This window comes from Streptomyces sp. E2N166, from assembly GCF_003671715.1.
Lineage (GTDB): Bacteria > Actinomycetota > Actinomycetes > Streptomycetales > Streptomycetaceae > Streptomyces > Streptomyces thinghirensis.
On the sequence record NZ_RAIF01000020.1, the window covers coordinates 15083 to 37407 of the forward strand.

18 protein-coding genes, 5 tRNA genes, 1 pseudogene and 1 riboswitch are annotated in these 22325 nt (G+C 71.3%); of the genes and pseudogenes, 11 read left to right on the forward strand and 13 right to left on the reverse strand.

Annotated features, from left to right (window positions below):
- Positions 1–67: 67 nt before the first annotated feature.
- The 3 genes from trmB to EBH09_RS16935 are packed head-to-tail and all read left to right on the forward strand — an operon-like array spanning position 68 to position 2565.
- On the forward strand, positions 68–880 hold the full coding sequence (gene trmB, locus EBH09_RS16925) for a tRNA (guanosine(46)-N7)-methyltransferase TrmB (protein WP_238697350.1): 813 nt from the start codon (positions 68–70) through the stop codon (positions 878–880).
- Positions 881–890: 10 nt separating this feature from the next.
- A complete protein-coding gene (locus tag EBH09_RS16930; RefSeq protein WP_121747853.1) occupies positions 891–2273 on the forward strand; it encodes a PrsW family intramembrane metalloprotease in 1383 nt (460 codons plus the stop codon).
- A gap of 46 nt (positions 2274–2319) precedes the next feature.
- Positions 2320–2565 (forward strand): hypothetical protein, encoded by a 246-nt coding sequence (locus tag EBH09_RS16935; RefSeq protein ID WP_121747854.1) that lies wholly within the window; start codon positions 2320–2322, stop codon positions 2563–2565.
- Positions 2566–2645: 80 nt separating this feature from the next.
- Here the strand turns inward: EBH09_RS16935 and EBH09_RS16940 are convergent, their stop codons facing one another.
- From EBH09_RS16940 to EBH09_RS16975, 8 genes and pseudogenes are all read right to left on the reverse strand, one after another.
- Positions 2646–3680 (reverse strand): M23 family metallopeptidase, encoded by a 1035-nt coding sequence (locus tag EBH09_RS16940; protein ID WP_121747855.1) that lies wholly within the window; start codon positions 3678–3680, stop codon positions 2646–2648.
- A gap of 11 nt (positions 3681–3691) precedes the next feature.
- Positions 3692–3849, reverse strand: a riboswitch (cyclic di-AMP (ydaO/yuaA leader).
- A 254-nt stretch (positions 3850–4103) separates the two neighbouring features.
- Positions 4104–5303: a PP2C family protein-serine/threonine phosphatase gene (locus EBH09_RS16945; RefSeq protein WP_193776366.1), complete on the reverse strand. Its 1200-nt coding sequence runs from the start codon at positions 5301–5303 to the stop codon at positions 4104–4106.
- Between the two features lie 215 nt (positions 5304–5518).
- Positions 5519–5592 (reverse strand) — tRNA-Met (locus tag EBH09_RS16950).
- 58 nt (positions 5593–5650) lie between these two features.
- A pseudogene (locus tag EBH09_RS16955) lies at positions 5651–6778 on the reverse strand (dihydrofolate reductase family protein); the annotation flags it as partial.
- Positions 6779–6857: 79 nt separating this feature from the next.
- On the reverse strand, positions 6858–7181 hold the full coding sequence (locus EBH09_RS16960; RefSeq protein ID WP_121747856.1) for a hypothetical protein: 324 nt from the start codon (positions 7179–7181) through the stop codon (positions 6858–6860).
- Positions 7178–7525 carry a DUF6247 family protein gene (locus EBH09_RS16965; RefSeq protein ID WP_121747857.1) on the reverse strand — a complete coding sequence of 116 codons (348 nt, stop codon included), beginning with the start codon at positions 7523–7525 and terminating at the stop codon, positions 7178–7180. Before EBH09_RS16965 ends, EBH09_RS16960 begins: the two co-directional genes overlap by 4 nt.
- 125 nt (positions 7526–7650) lie before the next feature.
- Positions 7651–7962, reverse strand: a complete 312-nt coding sequence (locus tag EBH09_RS16970) for a hypothetical protein (protein WP_121747858.1) — start codon at positions 7960–7962, stop codon at positions 7651–7653.
- Complete coding sequence (locus EBH09_RS16975) at positions 7962–8288, reverse strand: hypothetical protein (RefSeq protein WP_121747859.1); 327 nt, start codon at positions 8286–8288, stop codon at positions 7962–7964. The genes EBH09_RS16970 and EBH09_RS16975 overlap by 1 nt, the downstream gene beginning before the upstream one ends.
- Before the next feature lie 181 nt (positions 8289–8469).
- Between EBH09_RS16975 and EBH09_RS16980 the strand changes: the two genes are divergently transcribed.
- From EBH09_RS16980 to EBH09_RS16990, 3 genes are all read left to right on the forward strand, one after another.
- Entirely contained in the window at positions 8470–8730 is a 261-nt protein-coding gene (locus EBH09_RS16980) for a winged helix-turn-helix domain-containing protein (RefSeq protein WP_121747860.1), read from the forward strand.
- A 349-nt stretch (positions 8731–9079) separates the two neighbouring features.
- Complete coding sequence (locus EBH09_RS16985; protein ID WP_121747861.1) at positions 9080–9424, forward strand: hypothetical protein; 345 nt, start codon at positions 9080–9082, stop codon at positions 9422–9424.
- A gap of 269 nt (positions 9425–9693) precedes the next feature.
- Positions 9694–10629, forward strand: coding sequence for a MerR family transcriptional regulator (locus EBH09_RS16990; protein ID WP_121747862.1), 936 nt, complete (start codon positions 9694–9696; stop codon positions 10627–10629).
- 111 nt (positions 10630–10740) lie between these two features.
- Here the strand turns inward: EBH09_RS16990 and EBH09_RS16995 are convergent.
- The 5 genes from EBH09_RS16995 to EBH09_RS17015 all read right to left on the reverse strand — a co-directional run bounded on the left by EBH09_RS16995 (position 10741) and on the right by EBH09_RS17015 (position 16047).
- Positions 10741–10813 (reverse strand) — tRNA-Lys (locus EBH09_RS16995).
- Positions 10814–10922: 109 nt separating this feature from the next.
- A complete protein-coding gene (locus tag EBH09_RS17000) occupies positions 10923–12458 on the reverse strand; it encodes an amino acid permease (RefSeq protein ID WP_121747863.1) in 1536 nt (511 codons plus the stop codon).
- A 137-nt stretch (positions 12459–12595) separates the two neighbouring features.
- The gene (locus EBH09_RS17005) at positions 12596–14767 is read right to left on the reverse strand and encodes a DEAD/DEAH box helicase (protein WP_121747864.1); all 2172 of its coding nucleotides are present in this window, start codon (positions 14765–14767) and stop codon (positions 12596–12598) included.
- 271 nt (positions 14768–15038) lie between these two features.
- Positions 15039–15599: a hypothetical protein gene (locus tag EBH09_RS17010; protein ID WP_121747865.1), complete on the reverse strand. Its 561-nt coding sequence runs from the start codon at positions 15597–15599 to the stop codon at positions 15039–15041.
- A gap of 97 nt (positions 15600–15696) precedes the next feature.
- Positions 15697–16047: a metallopeptidase family protein gene (locus tag EBH09_RS17015; protein ID WP_121747866.1), complete on the reverse strand. Its 351-nt coding sequence runs from the start codon at positions 16045–16047 to the stop codon at positions 15697–15699.
- Positions 16048–16152: 105 nt separating this feature from the next.
- On the opposite strand from EBH09_RS17015, the gene EBH09_RS17020 reads away from it, so the two are divergent.
- The 5 genes from EBH09_RS17020 (at position 16153) to hrpA (ending at position 22229) form a co-directional block, all read left to right on the forward strand.
- A complete protein-coding gene (locus EBH09_RS17020) occupies positions 16153–17790 on the forward strand; it encodes a metallophosphoesterase (protein ID WP_193776367.1) in 1638 nt (545 codons plus the stop codon).
- A gap of 80 nt (positions 17791–17870) precedes the next feature.
- Positions 17871–17943: transfer RNA gene (locus EBH09_RS17025), tRNA-Glu, on the forward strand.
- A gap of 36 nt (positions 17944–17979) precedes the next feature.
- Positions 17980–18054: transfer RNA gene (locus EBH09_RS17030), tRNA-Asp, on the forward strand.
- A 24-nt stretch (positions 18055–18078) separates the two neighbouring features.
- Positions 18079–18152, forward strand: a tRNA-Phe gene (locus tag EBH09_RS17035).
- A gap of 117 nt (positions 18153–18269) precedes the next feature.
- Complete coding sequence (gene hrpA, locus EBH09_RS17040; RefSeq protein ID WP_121747867.1) at positions 18270–22229, forward strand: ATP-dependent RNA helicase HrpA; 3960 nt, start codon at positions 18270–18272, stop codon at positions 22227–22229.
- Positions 22230–22325 lie beyond the last annotated feature (96 nt).

The window sequence follows — 22325 nt, forward strand, 5'->3', positions numbered from 1 at the left end:
GCCGGCCGCCCCCGAGCCGGCCGCCGACGAGCCCGCCGCCCCCCATGCCGGTGCCTCCCTCCGGCACATCCGTGCCAAGGGCGAGCCCCGTTTCCCGGACGGACCGAAGGCCGATCCCGCCGGGTCGCACTTCGAGCGGCGGATCCGGAGTTTCCAGCCCCGGCGCAGCCGGGTGACCGCCGGGCAGGCGGACGCGCTCCAGCGGCTGTGGCCCCTGTGGGGGCTGGACATCGACGGACAGCGGGTCATCGACCTCGCCGAGCTGTTCGGGAACACCCGTCCCGTCGTCCTGGAGATCGGCTTCGGCATGGGTGAGGCCACCGCGCGGATGGCCGCCGCCGACCCGGACACCAACATCCTCGCCGTGGACGTCCACACACCCGGCCAGGGCAACCTGCTGGGTCTCGCGGAGCAGTACGACCTGTCCAACATCCGGGTGGCCAACGGCGACGCGATCATCCTCCTGCGGGAGATGCTCGCCCCCGGCTCCCTCGCCGGACTGCGCGTCTACTTCCCCGACCCCTGGCCCAAGAAGCGGCACCACAAGCGCCGCCTGATCCAGCCGGAGTTCCTGGCCCTGGCCGCGGCCCGCCTCGCGCCGGGCGCCGTCGTGCACTGCGCCACGGACTGGGAGCCGTACGCCGAGCAGATGCTGGAGGTCCTCACCGCGCACCCCGACTTCGAGAACACCGTGCAGGACGGCGGTTTCGCGCCGCGCCCCGCCCACCGGCCGCAGACCCGTTTCGAGGGCCAGGGACTGGACAAGGGTCATGTGGTGAACGACTTGCTCTTCCGCCGCGTACAGCACCCCGTATCGCACTCCGCGTCGCACCGCGATCAGCACCGCGATCAGCACAAGGAGCAGCCCCCCACCGGTTAGGGTCCATGCCGTGGCCACCTGTCCCCCGTGTCCGACGCGCCCGCCGACGCATACGCATCCGCACTGGTGGCAGCACCCCTGGGTGCGTTACGGCGCACTGACCGCCCTGCTCGCGCTCTCCGGCCTGGTGATCCTGGCCCTGGTGCGCGAACAGACCGGCACGCAGGGGTTCCTGGTGGGGCTCGGCCTCGCGGTCCTGCCCGTGCCGTTGCTCATTGCCGCGTTCCGCTGGCTGGACCGGGTCGAGCCCGGACCGTGGCGGAACCTGCTGTTCTGCTTCGCCTGGGGAGCCTGCGCGGCAGCGCTGATAGCGATCGTCGCCAACAGCTTCGCGACGAGATGGATAGCGACGGCCACCGCCGACCCGGCCGGCGCGGACACCCTGGGCGCCACGGTCATAGCCCCGGTGGTCGAGGAGTCCGCCAAGGCCGCGGCCGTCCTCCTGGTCTTCCTCTTCCGCAGGCGGGACTTCACCGGCATCGTCGACGGCGTCGTCATAGCGGGCGTCACCGCCACCGGCTTCGCCTTCACCGAGAACATCCTCTACCTGGGCAACGCCTTCGGCACCGACCAGCTCACCGGCGACAGCGGCATCGCCTCCGTCACCGCGGCGACCTTCTTCGTCCGCGTCGTGATGTCACCGTTCGCCCACCCGCTCTTCACCGTGCTCACCGGCATCGGCTTCGGCGTCGCCGCGCTCTCCGCGGGCCGGCACCGCCTGCGCCGTGCCCTGCTCCCTCTGGCCGGCCTGCTGCTGGCGATGGGCGTGCACGCGCTGTGGAACGGCTCGGCAGCGTTCGGCGAGTACGGCTTCTTCGCCGTGTACGGGGCATTCATGGTGCCGTCCTTCGGCCTGCTGACCTGGCTGGTGATCTGGACCCGGCAGCGCGAACTGGGCACCGTACGCGCCGAGCTCCCCGTGTACGTCATGGCCGGGTGGCTGACGCCGACGGAGCCGTACGCGCTCGGCTCGATGCGGGCCCGCCGCATCGCGCGCCGGCACGCCCACCGGCACGCCGGGAAGGAGGCGGCGCGGGCGGTGGCGCGGTACGAGGCGTACGCGACCTCGCTGGCGTTCCTGCGCCGGCGCGGGCGGCTGGGCAGGGCGGGCGCCGACTTCGCCGTACGGGAGCGGGAACTGCTGGGCGCCCTGTGGCACCGACGCGACGTGGCGCGTCCGGCACTGGACTACGCGGCCCGGGCCACGGCGCCGCCCGTGCCGGTGGCCGTGCGGCACTGGGCGCACCCGTACGGGGCGTACGGGCCCGGCCACCCCGCGACGGCCCCGGCGGCGGCCTCGGCGGCGACCCCGACGCCGTACCCCGCACCGGCCGCGTACAGCCCGTGCACCCCGTACCGCCCGTACTCCCCGCCCGGCCACTACCGGCCGTAACGGCAGTACCGGTCGTGCCGACCGCTCCGCTCCGGCGGTCTGGGCGGTGGCTCTGGAGCAGCTGCTGGGGGTGGCGGAGGAGGCGAGCGTACGGTTGCGCCGCCTGGGCACCGACCACATCGACCTGCGAGGCGCCGGCAACGGCCTCGATGTTCGCGGCGCTCGGATCCGGGTACTCGGGGTGCCGGCTGGCCCTGGTGGCGAGGACGACGTCACCACGGTTGCCGCGGGAGGCGAGGCACTCGCCGACGACCGGGAGCGGGGCGAAGATCCCGCAAACCGGCAGCCCTGACGTCGGGGGGTCGTCGTCAGGACCGCCGGAGACCAGGGGCGGCGGAAGGACCGGAAACGGCGTGGATCAAATGGCGTGGATCAGGGAGTCAGACCCTTGCTCTGCAGCCACGCCATCGGGTCGATGCCGCCGCCTCCGCTGGTGTGGACCTCCATGTGGAGGTGCGCGCCGGTGACGTTGCCGGTGGCGCCGACGCGGCCGATGACGTCACCGGTGGTGACCTCCTGGCCGACGCTGACGCTGATGGAGGACTGGTGGGCGTACCAGATCTCGGTGCCGTCGTCGAGGGTGAGCACGGTCTTGTAGCCGTACGACCCGTCCCAGCCGGCCGACGTGATCGTGCCGCTGTGCACGGCCTTGAGCAGCGTGCCCGTGGGGGCGGCGAAGTCGAGGCCGGTGTGGTAGCCGGAGGACCAGTAGGCGCCGGCCTGGCCGAAGCTGGAGGAGATGGTGTACGAGGAGGTCGGCAGCGTGTACTGCTTGGCCAGCTTCGCGAGCCGCTCGGCCTCGGCCTTCTTCGCGGCCTCCTCCTCCGCCTTCTTCTTGGCGGCGGCGGCCTTGGCCTCGGCCTCCTTCTCCGCCTTGGCGGCGGCTTCCGCGGCCTTCTTCTCGGCGGCGGCCGCGGCTTCGGCGACGGCCTTGGTCTCGACCTGGGCCTGCTGCTGCTCGGCCTGCGCCATGATCCGGGCCCGCAGCGTCTCACCGGCGCCGGGGTCGCTCTCCGAGGAGGTCTCGGCGGCGACCGTGCCGATGCCGCTGAGCGGGGTGGCGGAACCCTGCGGCTCCGGCTTCTCCTCGTCGGAGATGAGCGAGCCGACGTTCGGCAGGTCCGGCATGGAGATCGACACCGGCGGCTTGCCGGTCTGCGCGCTGGCCATGCCGCCCGCGCCGACCGCGGCTATGACACCGACGCCGAGGACGGTGGAGCTGCGGGCGAGCCCGCCGCGCTGCTTGGCGACGCGGTGCCGGCCGCGTACGGGGCGGATGGAGTCCGCGGTGGGATTCCACTCCTCCCAGGGGCCCTCTTCGGTGCGGTAGCCGTCGTATCCGAAGGTTTCGGTTTCGTGCCCGCTGGGCACGAACGGGGCCTCGGGGGCAGGCCGGTTGGACGCCACGTGGGCGTACTCCTTTCCTTCCTTTCGCCTACCGGGTTAGCTGACGGGTTCGGAGCAGGAAGGTCTCCTACGCGCGTATATCCGCCGTGTCCGGCACGGCGTCATACGCCCGATTCACCCCAATGTGGTGGTTCCCCGGTTCCCTCGCGGGATTCGGCGCGTGCGCACGGAGCCGCCTTCTGTGACGGCTGGGACGACCGCGCTGCGTTATCGAACGTTAATAGACGCGGGGCTCGGATTCCAAGCCGTTCCTCTTGATCATTAACGCATCCGGCCCGGACGTACGCCTCACGATCGGTTAAAACCGGGCGAGTTGACCGGGCTTGAGTATTCCCCTTCCCTCCTCGACTTTCTGACAGTACGTCAGTTGTTATGCGGAGGGCGGTCGGTCCGTCACTTCCGGTGATGTTGATGAAGGGTCGATCAGGGCCGGCGTACGGCGAGCAGCGCCATGTCGTCGGCCATGCCGCCCCCGGAGTGCCGGCGTACGTCCTCGGCGAGGGTGTCGAGCAGCTCCGCCGGATGCCGGAACACACGGCCGGCCATCCGCACGTGCGGCTCGTAGAACTCGCCCCGGGCGTCCCGCGCTTCCGACAGTCCGTCGGTGTACAGCAGCAGCGTGGCCCCACCGGGGAAGTCGGCCTCCTCCGCGCGGTCGGGCCACACCCCCAGCTCGCCCATGCCGAGCGGCAGCGCCGGCTCCCGGGCGGGCAGCGGGCACAGGGTGCCGTCGGCGTACAGCAGCAGGGGCGGCGGATGGCCGCGGTTGACGATGCGGACGATCCCGTCGCCGTGCGGGAGTTCGGCGAGTACGGCGGTGGTGAACCCTTCGAAGGCGTCCAGTCCGTCGCGCCGGGTGCCCTCGCGCGCCAGCGCCCGCTCCAGCCGCTGCGCCACCGCCTCCAGCGTCGCCTCCTGCTCTGCGGCCTCCCGGAACGCGCCGATCACCACGGCGACGGCGGCCACCGCGCCCATTCCCTTGCCGCGCACGTCCCCGACGATGAGCCGGATGCCGCGCGCGCTGTCCTGCACCGCGTACAGATCGCCGCCGATGAAGGCGTCGGCCTGCGCGGCCTCGTAGCAGGCGGCGATCTCGAAACCGCCGATCCGCTCGGCGGGCTCGGGCAGCACGGCGCGCTGGGCGGCCTCGGCGATCTCGCGGACGGAGACGAGGCGCTCGCCGGTGCGGCGGACGAAGCCGTTCACGAGTACGGCGAGCACGGCGACCGTCGCGATGGTGATCAGCTCGGTGAGGGAGTCGACGTAGTGGATGACGCCCTTGCTCAGTTGCAGTGCGATGACGGCGGCGACCACGGCGACACCGGTGAGCGCCGTGCCGCGCCGTGAATAGATCGGGGCGGCGACCAGGGGCGCGGCCGTGTAGAGGGGGCCCGCGGTGAAGTACCTCGGGGTGAAGATGTCGTACAGGACGGCGGCGACGATCAGCAGCATGGGGAGCAGGCGTACGAAGGCCCGCCCGTACGAGGTCCGCCGCGGCGGCCCCGCGTCCGGCGGCACGCGTTCCGGGCCGTCGCCGAGGCCGGGGTCGGGCACGGGATCGCCGGGGGACCGGCCGCCGGCCCGGGCGTACGCTCCCTCGTCCTCCAGCTCATCTGGCCGCACCACTCGTCTCCCGCCACCCCGCACGTCCGCGCCGCTTGCCGTCCCGGTCCTCCAGGTTTCCCGGAGCGGGGGCGGTGGGCGAGCCTGTGAGGGCCGATCGGGGGACGGGAGCGACCAGGTGACGGAATGACCGGAGTGAGGGTCAGTGACGGCGTAATCCGCCGCAAACACACCGAAGGCCGGAATCCTCATGGATTCCGGCCTTCGGCCTTGAGTAGCGGGGACAGGATTTGAACCTGCGACCTCTGGGTTATGAGCCCAGCGAGCTACCGAGCTGCTCCACCCCGCGCCGTTGTGTCTCTACTGTACGTCATCCCGGGGGTGGAATGCACATCCGTATCTCCCTGCCCCTCCAGGTGGCGGTTCGGCGCCTTCGCCCGCTCCTCGTACTCCGGCAGTACGACGACGGCGGCGCCCCCGGCGGCGAGCACTCCGCTGCCGTCCGCCCCCGGCACGAAGGTGTCCGGCTCCCGCCAGGCCGTGACCACGCGCCGTACCCCGGCGTCGAGGATCAGCCGGGCGCAGGGCGCGGGCCGGGAGGCGCGGCGGGCGCACGGCTCCAGGCTGCTGTAGACGGTGGCGGTCGCGAGCCGCGGGTCGGCGGGGTCGGCCTTCGCGAGCGCCGCCTCCTCGGCGTGCACGACGGGGTCGTCCCCCTCCCGCGAGTGTCCCCGCGCCAGCTCGCTCCCGTCGGCGGCGACCACGACCGCCCCCACGCTGAACGCCGTCCCGGACGGCGGGCACAGCTCGGCAAGCTCGCAGGCGAGCGCCAGCCAGTGCCGGTCGGCGGCGGTGACGCGGTCACCGGTGCCGGGGGCGGTGGGCAGGTACCGCGTCAGCACCACGTCCTCGATGCGCCGCGACTCCACGAGCCGCAGGCGCCCGCCCTGGTAGGCGCCGGGCCCGAAGAGGCGGGGCGCGCCCGGGTCGCCCACGAACAGCGGCGCGAGGACGAGCTGGAGTTCGTCGGCGAGTTCCCGCTGGAGCAGCTGGGTGTGCACGGTCCCGCCGCCCTCGACCATGAGCCGCCGCACGCCCCGCCGGTCGTGCAGGTACTCCAGGCCCGCGGGCCAGTCGAGTGCGGGGCCGAGCGGCACGACGTCGGCGGCGAGCCCCAGCGCGTGGGCATGCCGGGCGCCGTCGTCCGTGGTCAGGAGCACCTTCTCGCCGCCCGTGTGCCAGAACGCCGCCGCCGGGTCCAGCTCGCCGGTGGCGCTGACCGTCACCTTCAGCGGGTACTCCGCCTCCCCGGCCGCGACCCGGGCCGCCCGCCGCTCGCCCGAGTTCACCAGCAGCCGCGGGTTGTCGGCCCGGATCGTGCCGGCGCCGACGAGGATCGCGTCGACGGAGGCCCGCACCTCGTCGACGCGGTCGAAGTCGGCCGGGGAGGAGAGCAGGAGCCGGTCGGGGCCGGTGTCGTCCAGGTAGCCGTCGAGGGAGACGGCGGCGGAGAGGAGGACGTAGGGGAGGGGCATCAGGGGCGCTCCGTGGGAGGCGTGGACGTTGTCCGGGGCGATCGGCTCAGGCACGGCGAACGCCTCACCTGAGCCCGAGTCACTGCCAGAAGACCTCTTCCACGGTGATCTGAGGATCCTCGACGCGCGGAACGAAGGTATAGACCAGCCATCCCCGATGGTTGTCGAAGAACGGGATGTGCGGGCCCTTGGGATCGGTGGACCGTACCGGTTCGACGTACATGGTTTTCGGCAGGTCCGCATCGGCGTCGATTCCCCGGAAGAACGGGTCCTTGGCCGTCACCAGTTCAGCACGGGCCTCGTCGACCATCTCCCTGACCGACTCCGGCAGCGTTTCGCGGTCCGCCAGAGCGTCAAGCCGCCAGTCCATCTGCCAGGGCGGCCCCAGGAACTCATCGGTCACTGGCCGGGCTCCGTCTGCCGCACCCGGTGGCGGATCTTCGAGGCCTCTTCGAGCAGGGCCTTGGCCTCGACGACGTCGGTGGAATCCGCCGCACGGTGGTGGAGATCAGCCATGTGTGCGTCGAGCTCCGGATCGCGAGCGATCGCGTACTCGGCCCACCAGCGGGCCATGAACGCGGGAAGAGGACCGATGTCGAAGGTGTCGGCGATCGCCCGCTTCCAGTGCTCGTCGAAGTCGGGCAGCAGCTGGGGAGCGTACTGGGCGATGGCAGCGCGCAACGCCTTTGGATTCCGCTCGGGCATGCGAGGAACGACCGGCGTGGGTTCTGCGGCGTGTGCGGACATGACCGGATGTACTCCTTCGTGCTCCTTCGGCGCACCGTGCCTCCGACGATAGCCCGCCTCGGCATCCGAGGCGGGCCACTCGATGGCCAGGCCTCGAGCCGGGGACCGCTTCGCGGTACGAGGCTTCATGAGCACGCTCCCTCATCGACGCCGGGCTGAGGCAGGCGTCGGCCACGGGACTCCGCGACCCTCAGCACGTCGGCGAGGCACTCCGTCAGCCGGATCGCGGTGTAGCGGACCTCGGCGTTCGGTGACACGGGGTCGTCGAGCAGCCGGCGGGCGGAGCGGAGCACGTCCAGTCCTTCGGTGAGCTGCCGGGCCTCCGTCTCGTCGGCGAGGCGCGACACGGTCCCGCTCCCGTCGCCGGGGGCGAGGAAGCAGGGCTTGCCTTCCGGCGACAGCCAGGGCAGGAGTCGCAGCGCGGTGTACGCCGTCATCAGGCGGCCGCCTTCCGGGCGCCGACGACGTGCTGATCGAGGTCGATGCCGAAATCGGCGGCGAGCACGAGGGCGAGGCGGCGGTGCCGCTGACGGTCCCTGTCCGCTTCCTGTTCGCGGGCGGCGAGGTAGGGGCGGACGAGGCGGGAGTCGGCGCCGTCGAGGGGGTGGTGACGGCAGTAGGGGGAGTGGTGGAGGGGGAGGCGCGCGGGGGCGGTACTGGGGAGGGTGCGCGGGCGCTGGGCGCTGCCCGCGCGGTGGGTTCCGGTACCCGGGCCGAAGAGAGGGCCCAGCCAATGGGCGATGCGGTGGATAAGGTCGTGCATGTCGACGCTCCTGGTAAGCGTTGGCCGTGCCCCGGGGCCCTGCCAGGCCGCCGGGGTCTTTGTGTTGGCGACAATACCGCTAACCGCGTCCCCCCGCACCCCTCCGAGTCCTACCGCGTCCCGACGCGGCACGACGCGTTCTGCCCCTGCGAGCTGCGAAAGGGTGCAGCACCGTGAAGGAATGACTGAGCTACCGCGCTACGAGTACGTGAAGCTCGCGGACGCCATTGCCGCCGAGATCGCGTCCGGCAAGCTTCCACAGGGAGCGGCACTGCCTGGCGAACGGGCCATGACAGGGCTCTACAGCGTGAGCATCGGCACCGTGCGACGCGCGATCGTCGAGCTGCGGAACCGGGGCCTCGTCGCGACGCTGCCCGCGAAGGGCACGTACGTCATCGGGCAACCCGGCGCGTCCGAAAAGGACGACGTGACCGACAACTGACGGTCCCGCCCTACTGCCCGCGCGGTCTCGCCACTCGGCGGCCTTCCTACGTCCGCCGCGCCCCTTCTCGGGAGGCCAGTCGCGGAGGTCGGACTCGGGAAGGCGCCGGCCGGTCAGCGCAGTCCGGCCGTCCAGTGGACTGCCGCTCGCCTCCGTCCTGCCGTCCCCCGGGCCCGAACTGGCAGGACGGGTGGGCACGCCGTGTCCACGGTGTCGCGTACTACACCGGCACGCTGATCCGCCCGGCGAAGGCGTCGTGATCCAGTCGGCAGCCGCCACGTGCTGAACACCGGCTGAGCACCGGGCCGGTACAGCCCGTGCTCTCGACCACAGACGTGAAGGGGTACCCATGACGGCGCAGACACCGGCCGAGCGGGCACTGGCCGGGCCCTGCACCACAGGCGACGGCAGTGTGCGGTTCGGCATCGCCGGCCTGTCCGTCGACCGCCGCCCCGGGGGCCACGCCCTGTTGACGTACGACGTCAAGGTCGAGCAGCCGGGGCGGCCGGATGAACGCTGGACCGTCGCCCTGCCCTGGGAGGACAGTTCCTTCACGGACGTCCTCGACTCGGCGGCCCCGGACCCCGCCCGCCTCCGGCAACTCGTGCACCTGGTGCGTGCGCTGCTGGAGGAGTGGTGGGACACCAAGGGGTACAACCGGCAGTCGGCGGAGCTGGGACGCCGTCTGTCCTGAGCTCCCCGCTGCGGTCTCTCGGCCACGCGTCAGTCCCGTCCCGCCAGCCGATGGCCGCTGCTTCCCGGGCTTTCGGCTCCGCGAGGAACAGTCCCTTCAGCGGCTCCCCGGTGTGTAGGGCCGGGAACGGCACCGGTGCGGTGGCGGCGTTCGCCGGCGCGGCCCGCGAAGTGGCGCGGGAGGAACCGCGGGCAACCAACGCTGCCGGCCTGACGCATCCCGTACCGCGGCTTGACTCTCCAGTGACTGGAGACCGGAGAGTGTGCGTCATGAACGGCGCGACGCCCCCGCACTCGATCGGTGAACTGTCCGCCCGCACCGGCGTGCCGGTACGGACGATCCGGTTCTACTCGGACACCGGCCTGCTGCCACCCACGCACCGCACCCCGGCCGGCTACCGCCGTTACAGCGACGCGGCCCTGAGCCGACTCCACCTCATCTGCGTCCTGCGGGAGCTGGACGTCGACCTCGCCACCGTCCGCCGCGTCCTGGACGGTGACCTCCCCGTCGCCGAGGTCGCCGCCGCGCACGCCGACGCCACCGCCCTCCAGATCCGCGTGCTGCACATGCGGCAAAGCATGCTGCGTCTCGTCGCCCAGCGCGGCTCGAACCCCGAGGAGACAGTTCTCATGCACCGCCTCACCCGCCTCACCTCCGACGAACGACGGCGCATGGTGACCGACTTCATCGCCGGCCTCGGCGCCGACACTCCCCGCGCCCGCAGCGGTGCCGCTGCCCTGCGCACCGCCCTGCCCGATCTCCCCGACGTACCGTCCGACGCCCAGCTCGCCGCGTGGGTGGAGATCGCCGAACTCATCGCCGACGACGGCTTCCGCGCGCGGATGGCGCATGCGGCGGTCCCGCCCGCCGACGCGGACGCCCTGCCGGGTGCGGCTCCCGAGGCGGTGGCGGAGCTCATCCCCTTCGTCAGACAGACTGTCGCCGCCGCCAGGGCCGCGGACATCGACCCGGACGGTGACGATGCCGTCCCGTTCGTCGACGCCGTCGTGGAGCGCTTCGCCGCCACCCTCGGCCGCCCTGACGGCACCGAACTGCGGGAGTGGATGGCCCGGCAGTTCGAGGCGGGACACGACCCGCTCGTCGAGCGCTACTGGCGCCTGGTCTGGATCGTCAACGACTGGCAGGTGGTTCCCGCGCACCTCCCCTTCCAACCCTGGATGGTCAAGGCCCTGCGCCGCCGGTAAGGGGAGCTTTCGCTCACGCACGAGCCCGGGAACGAGTCGGCGCCCGGGTCGGCCGAAGCCGACCCGGGCGCCGTGCAGCAGGTCAGAGGGCGTGCGCCCGCCTGCGAACCGTAGGCCCTGTGGGACTCGAACCCACAACCAATGGATTAAAAGTCCACTGCTCTGCCAATTGAGCTAAGGGCCCGGGGCGTGTTGCGTGATGTTGCCACACCGAGCATAGCCCGACGCGGCCGGGACGCCGATCGGGTATCGGGGTCCCGGCCGCGTCGCGCCGGTGTCGTGGGACGCGGTGGCTACGGATCCACCGGCTCGGGGGCGTTCGCGCGGGCGGCCGCGCGGGCCCGGGTGCGTTCGTGGTCGGGGTTGAGGAACCAGTGGCGGGCCGAGGCCAGCCACCAGGTCGCGGCGAAGCCGAGAACGACCAGGACGGCGATCGGCGCGTAGTTGAAGGTCTCCCACGTGACCGGCGAGACCTGCGGCAGCATGAACAGGACCGTGATGACGCCGACCCACGCCACCGCCACCACGCCCACCGCCTGCGACCAGCGGCCCAGGTGCCAGGGCCCGCGTTCGAAGGCGGCGCCCTTGCGGACGCGCAGCAGGGTCGGGACGACGTACGCGATGTAGAGGCCGATGACGGCGATCGACGTCACCGCCGCGTACGCCGTGACGTTGATCAGGTAGGGCAGGCCGAGGACCAGCGCGGCCAGTGCCGCCAGCCAGACCGCCGCGACCGGCGTGCGGGTGCGCGGGTTGACCGTGTGCCAGACGTGGGAGTAGGGCAGCGCGCCGTCGCGCGAGAAGGCATAGATCATGCGGCTGTTGGCCGTCACCGACGCCATCCCGCAGAAGAGCTGCGCTCCGATGACGACGAGAAGGAGCAGCTTCCCGGCGGTCGCGCCGAGGGCGTCGAGCAGGATCTGGGCGGGCGGCGCCCCCGTGGGGGACGTCAGGGCGCCCTCGTAGGACTGGATCGCGAAGGTGAAGCCGAGGAGGAGGACGAAGCCGGCGATCCAGGACGTCCAGATGGCGCGGACGATGCCCTTCGGGCCGGCCGTGGACGCGTCGTGCGTCTCCTCGGTCATGTGGGCGGAGGCGTCGTAGCCGGTGAAGGTGTACTGGGCCATCAGCAGGCCGATGAGGACCACGTAGACGCCGCTGCCCCAGCCGGTGTTGTTGACGAACTCGCCGAAGACGAAGGACGCCGACTGGTGTTGGTCGGGGGCGAGGGTCAGCGCGCCGACGATGACCGCGACGCCGGCGACGTGCCACCAGACGCTGATGCTGTTGAGGAGGCCGACGATGCGGACGCCGAAGGTGTTCAGGAGGCCGTGGAGGATGAGGATCGCGGCGAAGAGGAGGATCGTGCGGCCCGGCGTGACCTCGAAGCCGAACTGGAGGTTCAGGTAGGCGCCCAGGAAGGACGCGGCACCGAAGTCGATGCCGGCGGTCACCGCGACCTGGCCCAGCACGTTGAACCAGCCCGTGAACCACGCCCAGGCGGCGGCCGTACGGGGCGGTGCGAGGCGGTGCGCCCAGAAGTACAGGCCCGCCGAGGTCGGGTACGCCGAGCAGATCTCGGCCATCGCCAGGCCGACGAATAGGGTCATCAGGCCGACGGCGACCCAGCCCCACGTGATGACGGCGGGGCCGCCCGTGTTCATGCCGAAGAGATAGAGGGTCAGGCAGCCCGAGAGGACCGAGATGATGGTGAAGGAGACCGCGTAGTTGGAGAACGCCGACATGCGGCGGGCCAGAACCTGGGTGTAGCCGAGCTGGGCCAGCCGTTCCTCGTCCGACAGCCCACTCGCCTTGGCGTCATCTGTCATGACCCCAGCAATGCCCTTACGGTGGGCGTGACATGCGTCACTCACCGGCCGGAAAGCAGTCCGTCAACAACGCGCCGTGGCCTCCACCCGGTGGGGCGGAGGCCACGGCGCGTTGAGACGGTCAGACAGTCAGGCGGTCAGCCGTTGCGCTTCCAGCGCGGCTTGTCGTCACGGCGGCCGAAGGACGAACCCCGGTGGTCGTCACGGCGGCCGAACGGACGGTCGTGGCCGCCGGAGCGGAAGCCGGGGCGGTCCCCCTGACGGTCACGGTTGAACGGACGGTCGCTGCCGGGACGGTCACCCTGACGGTCACGGTTGAACGGACGGTCGCTGCCGGGACGGTCACCCTGACGGTCACGGTTGAACGGACGGTCGCTGCCACGGTGCCCACCGCGCTCGCCGCGGTCGTCACGACGGAAGCCGCCACGGTCACCGCCGCGGTCGTCACGACGGTCGAAGGAACGGCCACCACGGTCGCCACCACGGTCATTGCGGTCGTCACGACGGAAGCCGCCACGGTCGCCACCGCGGTCGTCACGACGGTCGAAGGAACGGCCACCACGGTCGTCACGACGGTCGAAGGAACGGCCACCACGGTCGCCACCACGGTCATTGCGGTCGTCACGACGGAAGCCGCCACGGTCACCGCCGCGGTCGTCACGACGGTCGAAGGAACGGCCACCACGGTCGCCGCCGCGGTCATTGCGGTCGTACGAACGGTCGCCGCGGTCGGCGAAGCGGTCCCGGCCGTTGCCGCCGCTCCGCTCGGTCTTCTCCGCCTTCTCCACGTCCCGCGCGCCCGGCTGCTCGGGCAGCGAGACCTCGGCCTGCGCGTCGGACGCGGCGGCGGCCACCTCGGCCAGCACCGCCTCCGGGTCCTCGCCACGCTCCCGCGCGACCCGCGCGACCAGCCGGTCGGCCTCCTCGCGCAGCTCGGTCGCACGCCGCTGGGCGCGCTCCAGCTCCTTGTTGAGCTGGGCGACCTCGCGCTCGGCCTGCTGCGCCGCGTTGCCCGCGGACTCGGCCTGGACCTCGGTCATCGACCGGGCCCCGGTGATCTCGGCGACCTCCGGCTCGAAGGCCGCGCCGCCCTGGATGATGTGGCGCGTGGCGTCGACGCCCGCGTCCTCCATCAGCCGGAAGATCTGGCGCCGCTGGTGCGGCAGGGAGAGGGAGACGACGGTGCCGGTACGGCCCGCGCGCGCCGTACGGCCGGCACGGTGCAGGTAGTCCTTGTGGTCACCGGCCGGGTCGACGTTCAGGACCAGGTCGATGCCGTCGACGTGGATGCCGCGCGCGGCGACGTCGGTGGCGACCAGGACGTTGACGTAGCCGTCCTTGAAGTCGGCCAGGGTGCGGGTACGCGCGCCCTGGGTCATGCCGCCGTGCAGCGCGTCGGCCTTCACACCCGAATCGCGCAGCTGCTCGGCGACGCGGTCCGCGCCCAGCTGGGTGCGGACGAAGATGATGGTGCGGCCCTTGCGGGAGGCGATGGCCGCGGTGACCGGCGCCTTGTCCTTGGGCTTCACGACCAGGATGTGGTGCGACATGGTCGTCACGGCGCCCTGGGCGGCGTCGACCTCGTGGCTGACCGGGTTGTTCAGGTACCGGTCGACGAGGGTCTTGATCTCGTTCTCCATGGTCGCGGAGAACAGCATCCGCTGACCGCCCGCGGGCACCTGGTCGAGCAGCTCGGTGACCTCGGGCATGAAGCCCAGGTCGGACATCTGGTCGGCCTCGTCGAGGACGGCGATCTGCACGTTCTCCAGGGAGCAGGCGCCGCGCTTGATGATGTCGCGCAGTCGGCCCGGCGTGGCGACCAGGACGTCCACGCCGCGTTCCAGGGCGTAGATCTGGTTGCCCATGGAGGTACCGCCGCAGACGACCTTCATCTTCAGGCCGAGGACGTCGCCGTACGGCTGGAGCGCGTCGGCCACCTGCATGGCCAGCTCGCGGGTCGGCGTCAGGATGACGGCGCGCGGCTTGTGCTTCTCGGTGCGGCCGCCGGACAGCGTGGCCAGGGCCGGCAGGCCGAAGGAGAGGGTCTTGCCGGAGCCGGTGCGGCCGCGGCCGAGGATGTCCTTGCCGGCCAGGGCGTCCGGAATGGTCGCGGCCTGGATCGGGAAGGGGGTGGTCACGCCGTTCTGCGCGAGCTTGCGCACGACGCCCTCGGGCAGACCCAGTTCGGCGAAGGTGGCCTCGGGAGCGGCCTCGACGGCCTCGGTCCCGGTCTCCTCGACCGTCTCGGTGATGTCGGGGGTGTCGGCGTTCTCGGACACGACGACGTGATCAGTACTGATGATGGACATGCGAATGCGAAACCTTCCGGAGTCTCTCAGTCGGCACGCGCCCGTCAACTCCGTGAATCGCGATTCGCAATACGACCGCCTCAATGCGGTCCACCACGGCAAGGGAGAGAGTACGCGCCACACGGCGCGCTCTGCGGTGGCGCCGGGCAAATGGGATCAAACGATCTACCACCATACGCACCCCTCACCCCTGAAGGCAAACCGAGTAGCACATGCCCAGCTCAGCCGGGCTGTCACCCCGCGCCGGAGCCCTCGCGCGAGCCCGCTCGCCCTACACCGGGGCCCCGGCCTCGGGTGCCGGCTCCCGCTGCGCCAGCTGCGTCCCCGGCGGCTCGTGCGCCGACGAGGACGGCTCCGCCACCGTCGGCTCCGGCGTCGGCGAGGCGGGCGGCTCCGGGGGCTGCGTCGGCTGGGGCTCGACCGTCCGGCTGGGCTCCGCGGGCGGCGTACGGGTGGGCGCCGGCCCGTCGCCCCCGCCCTTGGCCGGTGGTGCCCCGGTCGGGCGGTCGGGCGGCGGGACCGAAGGGGAGGCGTCCTCCCCCTCGCCGCCCTCCTTCTCGCCCTTGCCCTTGCCCTCGCCCTTGCCGTCGTCCTTGTCCTTCTTCCCCTTGCCGCGCCCCCGGTCCTTGTCGGCGGCCGCCGCGTCGTACCCGGCGTTCCCGCCCGTCGCCGCGGGGCCGCCGTCGGATGCCCCGCCGCCCCGCTCCCCGGCGGACTGCGACGGCCTGGCACCCCCGCCGGGCGCGTCGTCGCCGACACTCATACAGCCGGTGGCGGCGGCGACGGCGACGACCGTGGCGGCCAGACGGACGGGAACGTACAAGGGGCGCACGGGCGGCCACCTCCGGGGGTCAAGGAGTCGTCGTGCCCAACTCCCGTCACCCACAAGAGGACACGCGCCACGAGCGGCGGACCTTGACCCGAGCGCGTCACCCGTATCCGAGGGCGTGCAGCCGCGCGTCGTCGATCCCGAAGTGGTGCGCGATCTCGTGGACCACCGTCACCTCCGTCTCCGCGACGACGTCCTCCCGCGTCTCGCAGAACCGCAGCGTGGGCCCCCGGTAGATGGTGATCCGGTCCGGCAGCACGCCCGCGTACCACTCCCCGCGTTCGGTCAGCGGCGTCCCCTCGTACAGCCCGAGCAGCTCGGGCTCGTCCGTCGGCGGTTCGTCCTCGACGAACACCGCCACGTTGTCCATCAGCCGCGTCAGCTCCGGCGGAATCCGGTCCAGGGCCTCGGCGACCAGTTCCTCGAACTCCTCGCGCGTCATCTCCAGCACATGCCCATTGTCGGGTACGACCGTGGCATACGACACAGCCGCCGGCGCCGGCCTTCGGCACAGCCGCCCCGCATACCCGCCCCGGGCCATGGGCATACGGGACCAATGGCCCGCGTCCGAGCCGCAGTCCCGCACGTCCTGGCCGAGGTGATGAACCCCATCCGCAACGCACCGCGCGCGCTCATCCGCCGCCACCACGCCCGCCGGACGTCCCCGGCGGTCGAACTCGCCCCCCGGTCGCGCCCCTGGGCCCGTGCCGTCGGCCTCGTCGCCGTCGTCCTGCTCGGCGCCTGGCTGGGCCTGCTCGTCGTGGGCGACGTCCGCGTCCCCGTCGGCCCCATGAACACGACGATGACCCTGCGCCCGTCCGTCACCGGCGGCACGAAGATCAACGTCTCACCGCTGGGCGCCCTCCAGCTCGACAGCCACATCGCCCCGGTCCGCCTCGACGTCAACGTCGACCAGCTCGACCCCGACCGCGCCCAGGCACTCGTCGACCGCCCCGAACGCCTCTCCGGCCTCCAGGACGAGGTCGCCCGGGACGTCGAACACGGCACCCTCGACCTCGCCGTCCGTTCCTGCGTCGCCGTCGTCACCGGCGCCACCGCCCTCGGCCTCGCCGTCTACCGGCGCCCCCGGCGCGCCCTCGCGGCCGGCGGCCTCGCCCTCACGCTCCTGGTCGCCTCCGGCGGCACCGCGTACGCCACCTGGAACCCCGACTCGGTCCTGGAGCCGAGGTTCTCCGGGCTGCTCTCCTCCGCGCCCTCCCTCGTCGGCAACGCGCGCAGCATCGTCACCGAGTTCGACGTCTACCAGCAGGAACTCGCACGCCTGGTGACGAACGTGACCAAGCTCTACGACGCCACCTCCACGCTCCCCACCTACCAGCCCGACCCGACCACGATCCGGGTCCTGCACGTGTCGGACATCCACCTGAACCCGGCGAGCTGGAAAATCATCGCCTCGCTGGTGGAGCAGTACAGGGTGAACGTGATCGTCGACTCCGGCGACACGATGGACCACGGCACGGCCACGGAGAACGGCTTCCTGGACCCCATCGAGGACCTCGGCGCCCCCTACGTCTGGGTCCGCGGCAACCACGACTCCCGCGTCACCCAGGAGTATCTGAAGGGCCTCAAGAACGTGCACGTCCTGGACGACGGCCGGGCCCGGACCGTCGCGGGCCTGCGCTTCGCCGGCATCGGCGACCCGCAGTTCACCCCCGACCGCTCCAAGCCGGACGGTGCCGAGGCCTCCCAGGAACTGGCCGGCGCGCGCCTGGCCTCCGCCCTGCGCGACCAGAGCGCGGCCGGCACCCCCGTGGACGTCGCCGTCGCCCACGAGCCGTCGGCGGCCCGGGAGGTCGACGGCGCGGTGCCACTGGTCCTCGCCGGTCACGTCCACCGGGAGGACATGGAGCTCATGAAGTACGGCACCCGCCTGCGCATCGAGGGCTCCACCGGCGGCAGCGGCCTGCGCGCGGTCGAGGGCAAGCACCCCGACCCGATCCAGGCGTCGATCCTCTACTTCGACCGGGACAGCCGGCGCCTCCAGGCCTGGGACGAGATCAAGCTGGGCGGCCTGGGCCTGACGACGGCCGAGGTCAGCCGCCACCTCCCCAAGGAGAACCAGCCGGGCGCGACCCCGTCCCCCACCGGCACGAGCCCGTCCCCCACCGGCACGGGGCCGTCTCCGTCCGGCGCGGGCTCGCCCCCGCCCGGCCCGTCCCCCAGCCGTCCGTAAACCGTTTTGGCGATACCTCCCGCCATCCCATATGCTTCTCACGTCCCCGACGCGCTGAGAAGCGCCCAGGCGGGCCGATAGCCCTCATCGTCTAGCGGCCTAGGACGCCGCCCTTTCAAGGCGGTAGCACGGGTTCGAATCCCGTTGGGGGCACGCAGTACGGTGTGCGACACTGTCGTACACAAGCTTGGTCCTGTGGAGCAGTTTGGAGTGCTCGCCACCCTGTCAAGGTGGAGGCCGCGGGTTCAAATCCCGTCAGGACCGCTGAGGTTTCACGTGAAACCTCGCGGCTGGGTAGCTCAGTTGGTACGAGCGATCGCCTGAAAAGCGATAGGTCGCCGGTTCGACCCCGGCCCCAGCCACATGCGACCCCCGTCGAGATCGTCGACGGGGGTTTTGTGTTGCGCGGGGGACGGTCGGCGCGGCCGGACAGAAATCGTTCGCCACGAAATTCGCGGGGATGAGATCCTGGGACCCGTATGTCTACGCACCCCGCCCCCGCCCTCGGCACCCTCGCCCCCCGGCTGACCGAGCTGTCCCTGCGCGACGCGCACCGGCTCGGCCGCAGGCTCGAGGGTGCGCGGAAGATCCGTAAGCCGGAGGCCCGCGCCGCCGTTCTCGCCGAGATCGAGGCGGAGGTGGCCAAGGCCGAGCTGCGCATCGGTGAGCGCCGGGCCCGCGTGCCCGCCGTCAGCTACCCCGAGCAGCTGCCCGTCAGCCAGAAGAAGGACGTGATCGCGGAGGCCATCCGCGATCACCAGGTCGTCATCGTCGCCGGTGAGACGGGGTCCGGGAAGACCACCCAGATTCCGAAGATCTGTGTCGAGCTCGGCCGCGGTGTCCGCGGCATGATCGGGCACACCCAGCCGCGGCGGATCGCCGCCCGCACCGTCGCCGAGCGGGTGGCGGACGAGCTGGACACGCCGCTCGGTGAGGCCGTCGGCTGGAAAGTGCGGTTCACCGACCAGGTGAACCCGGACGCCACCTTCATCAAGCTGATGACGGACGGCATCCTGCTCGCCGAGATCCAGACCGACCGCGAGCTGCGCGCCTACGACACGATCATCATCGACGAGGCACACGAGCGGTCCCTCAACATCGACTTCCTGCTGGGCTACCTCGCCCAGCTGCTGCCGAAGCGGCCTGACCTCAAGGTCGTCATCACCTCGGCGACCATCGACCCCGAGCGCTTCTCCCGGCACTTCGGCGACGCCCCGATCATCGAGGTCAGCGGCCGGACGTATCCGGTGGAGGTCCGGTACCGGCCGCTTCTCGAAGAAGAGGGCGACGACGCCGACCGCGACCAGATCACGGCGATCACCGACGCCGTCGAGGAGCTGATGGGCGAGGGCAAGGGCGACATCCTCGTCTTCCTCTCCGGCGAGCGGGAGATCCGGGACACGGCCGACGCGCTGGAGAAGAAGAGATACAGATTCACCGAGGTGCTGCCGTTGTACGCCCGGCTGTCGCACGCCGAGCAGCATCGGGTGTTCCAGCAGCACACCGGGCGCAGGATCGTTCTGGCGACCAACGTCGCCGAGACCTCGCTGACCGTCCCGGGCATCAAGTACGTCATCGACCCCGGATTCGCCCGGATCTCCCGGTACAGCCACCGCACCAAGGTGCAGCGGCTGCCGATCGAGCCGATCTCGCAGGCCAGCGCCAACCAGCGCAAGGGCCGCTGCGGGCGGACCAGCGACGGCATCTGCGTCCGGCTCTACTCCGAGGAGGACTTCGACGCGCGGCCGGAATTCACGGACGCGGAGATCCTCCGTACCAACCTCGCCTCCGTCATCCTGCAGATGACCGCGGCCGGCCTCGGCGACATCGAGAAGTTCCCCTTCATCGATCCGCCGGACCACCGCAACATCCGCGACGGTGTACAGCTCCTCCAGGAACTGGGCGCACTCGACCCCGGGCAGAAGGACGTACGCAAGCGGCTGACCGACACCGGCCGCAAGCTGGCCCAGCTGCCCGTGGACCCGCGGCTGGCGCGAATGGTCCTGGAGGCCGACAAGAACGGCTGTGTCCGCGAGGTCATGGTCATAGCGGCGGCGCTCTCCATCCAGGACCCGCGGGAGCGCCCGGCGGAGAAACAGGCCCAGGCCGACCAGCAGCACGCCCGCTTCAAGGACGAGACCAGCGACTTCCTGGCCTTCCTCAACCTCTGGCGGTACGTCCGCGAGCAGCAGAAGGAGCGGGGCTCGTCGTCCTTCCGCCGGATGTGCAAGCAGGAGTACCTCAACTTCCTGCGCATCCGCGAGTGGCAGGACATCTACACGCAACTGCGTACGGTCGCCAGGCAGATGGGCCTTCACCTCAACGACGAGGACGACGCCGCTCCCGACGACCGCGTCCACGTCTCGCTGCTGGCCGGGCTCCTCTCCCACGTCGGCATGAAGGACGTGAAGGAGGGCGCGAAGAACGAGTACCTGGGCGCGCGCGGCGCCAAGTTCGCGATCTTCCCGGGCTCGGCGCTCTTCAAGAAGCCCCCGCGTTTCGTGATGTCCGCCGAGCTGGTGGAGACCTCCCGGCTCTGGGCCCGCGTCAACGCGAAGATCGAGCCCGAGTGGGTGGAGCCGCTCGCCGGGCACCTCCTCAAGCACACCTACAGCGAGCCGCACTGGGAGAAGGACCAGGCGGCCGTCATGGCGTACGAGAAGGTCACGCTGTACGGCGTGCCGATCGTGGCGCAGCGCAAGGTGAACTACGGGCGGATCGATCCGGAGGTCAGCCGCGAGCTGTTCATCCGCAACGCCCTGGTGGAGGGTGACTGGCGTACGCACCACAAGTTCTTCGCGGACAACCGCAAGCTGCTGACCGAGGTCGAGGAGCTGGAGCACCGCGCCCGGCGCCGGGACATCCTGGTCGACGACGAGACGCTGTTCGACTTCTACGACCAGCGGGTGCCCGAACACGCCGTGTCGGGTGCGCACTTCGACTCGTGGTGGAAGCACAAGCGGCACGAGCAGCCCGACTTCCTCGACTTCGAGCGCGAGATGCTCATCAACGAGAAGGCGGGGGCGGTCACCAAGGACGACTATCCGGACTCCTGGCGCCAGGGGCCGCTGAAGTTCCGGGTGACGTACCAGTTCGAGCCGGGCGCGGACGCCGACGGCGTGACCGTCCACGTGCCGCTCCAGGTGCTCAACCAGGTCACGGACGAGGGCTTCGACTGGCAGATCCCGGGCCTGCGGGAGCAGGTCGTCACGGAGCTGATCCGGTCCCTGCCCAAACCGATCCGCCGCAACTACGTGCCGGCGCCGAACTACGCGCAGGCGTTCCTCGACCGGGCCGTGCCGCTCCAGGAGCCGCTGACGGTGACCATGGCGCGGGAACTGAAGCGCATGGTGGGGGTGCCGTTCGACGCGGAGGACTTCGACTGGTCGAGGGTCCCCGACCACCTGAAGATCACTTTCCGGATCGTCGACGAGCGGCGCCGCAAGCTGGCCGAGGACAAGGATCTGGAGGCACTGAAGCTCCGTCTGAGGCCGAAGGCGCGCAAGGCCCTCTCCCAGGCCGCGGCGGCCACCGCCGAGCGCAGTGGCGGCGAGTCCCTGGAGCGCGCCGGCCTGACGGAATGGACGATCGGCACGCTCTCCCGTGTCTTCGAGACGCGTCGGGCGGGTCAGCCGGTGCGGGCGTATCCGGCGCTGGTCGACGACGGACCGGCGGCGAACACCGTCTCCGTACGTCTCTTCGACACCGAGGCCGAGCAGGCGCAGGCGATGTGGAAGGGCACGCGCCGGCTGATCCTGCGCAACATCCCGGTCAGCCCCGCGAAGTTCGCGTCCGAGAAGCTGACCAACCAGCAGAAGCTGAACCTGTCCGCGAATCCGCACGGTTCGATCCAGGCCCTGTTCGACGACTGCGCGACGGCGGCGGCGGACAAGCTGATCGCGGACTTCGGAGGGCCGGCGTGGGACGAGGAGTCGTACCGCAAGCTCTACGACAAGGTCCGCGCGGAGATCGTCGACACGACCGTCCGTACGGTGGGGCAGGTGCAGCAGGTGCTGGCCGCCTGGCAGGCCTGTGAGCGCCGCCTGAAGGCCGTACGGAGTCCCGCGCTGCTGGCGAACCTCCAGGACGTGCGCGGGCAGCTGGACGCGCTGGTGAAGCCCGGCTTCGTCACGGAGGCGGGAATCAAGCGGCTGCCGGACCTGATGCGCTACCTGGTCGCCGCCGACCGGCGGCTGCAGCAGATGCCGACCGGCGTCCAGCGGGACACGTCCCGGATGGAGAAGGTCCACGAGATGCGCGACGAGTACGCGTGGCTGCTGGAGCAGATGCCGCAGGGGCGGCCGGTTCCGCAGCAGGTCCTGGACGTCCGCTGGATGATCGAGGAGCTGCGGGTCAGCTACTTCGCGCACGCGCTGGGCACGGCGTACCCCGTCTCCGACAAGCGGATCGTGAAGGCGATCGACGCGCTCGCGCCGTAGCAGACCTCGTGACGAGGTGCGCACGGAGGGTGAGTTCGCCCTAGGGGCTCGCCCTCCTGTAGAGTCTCTTCTCGCAGCGCAAGGGCAAGAAAGCGC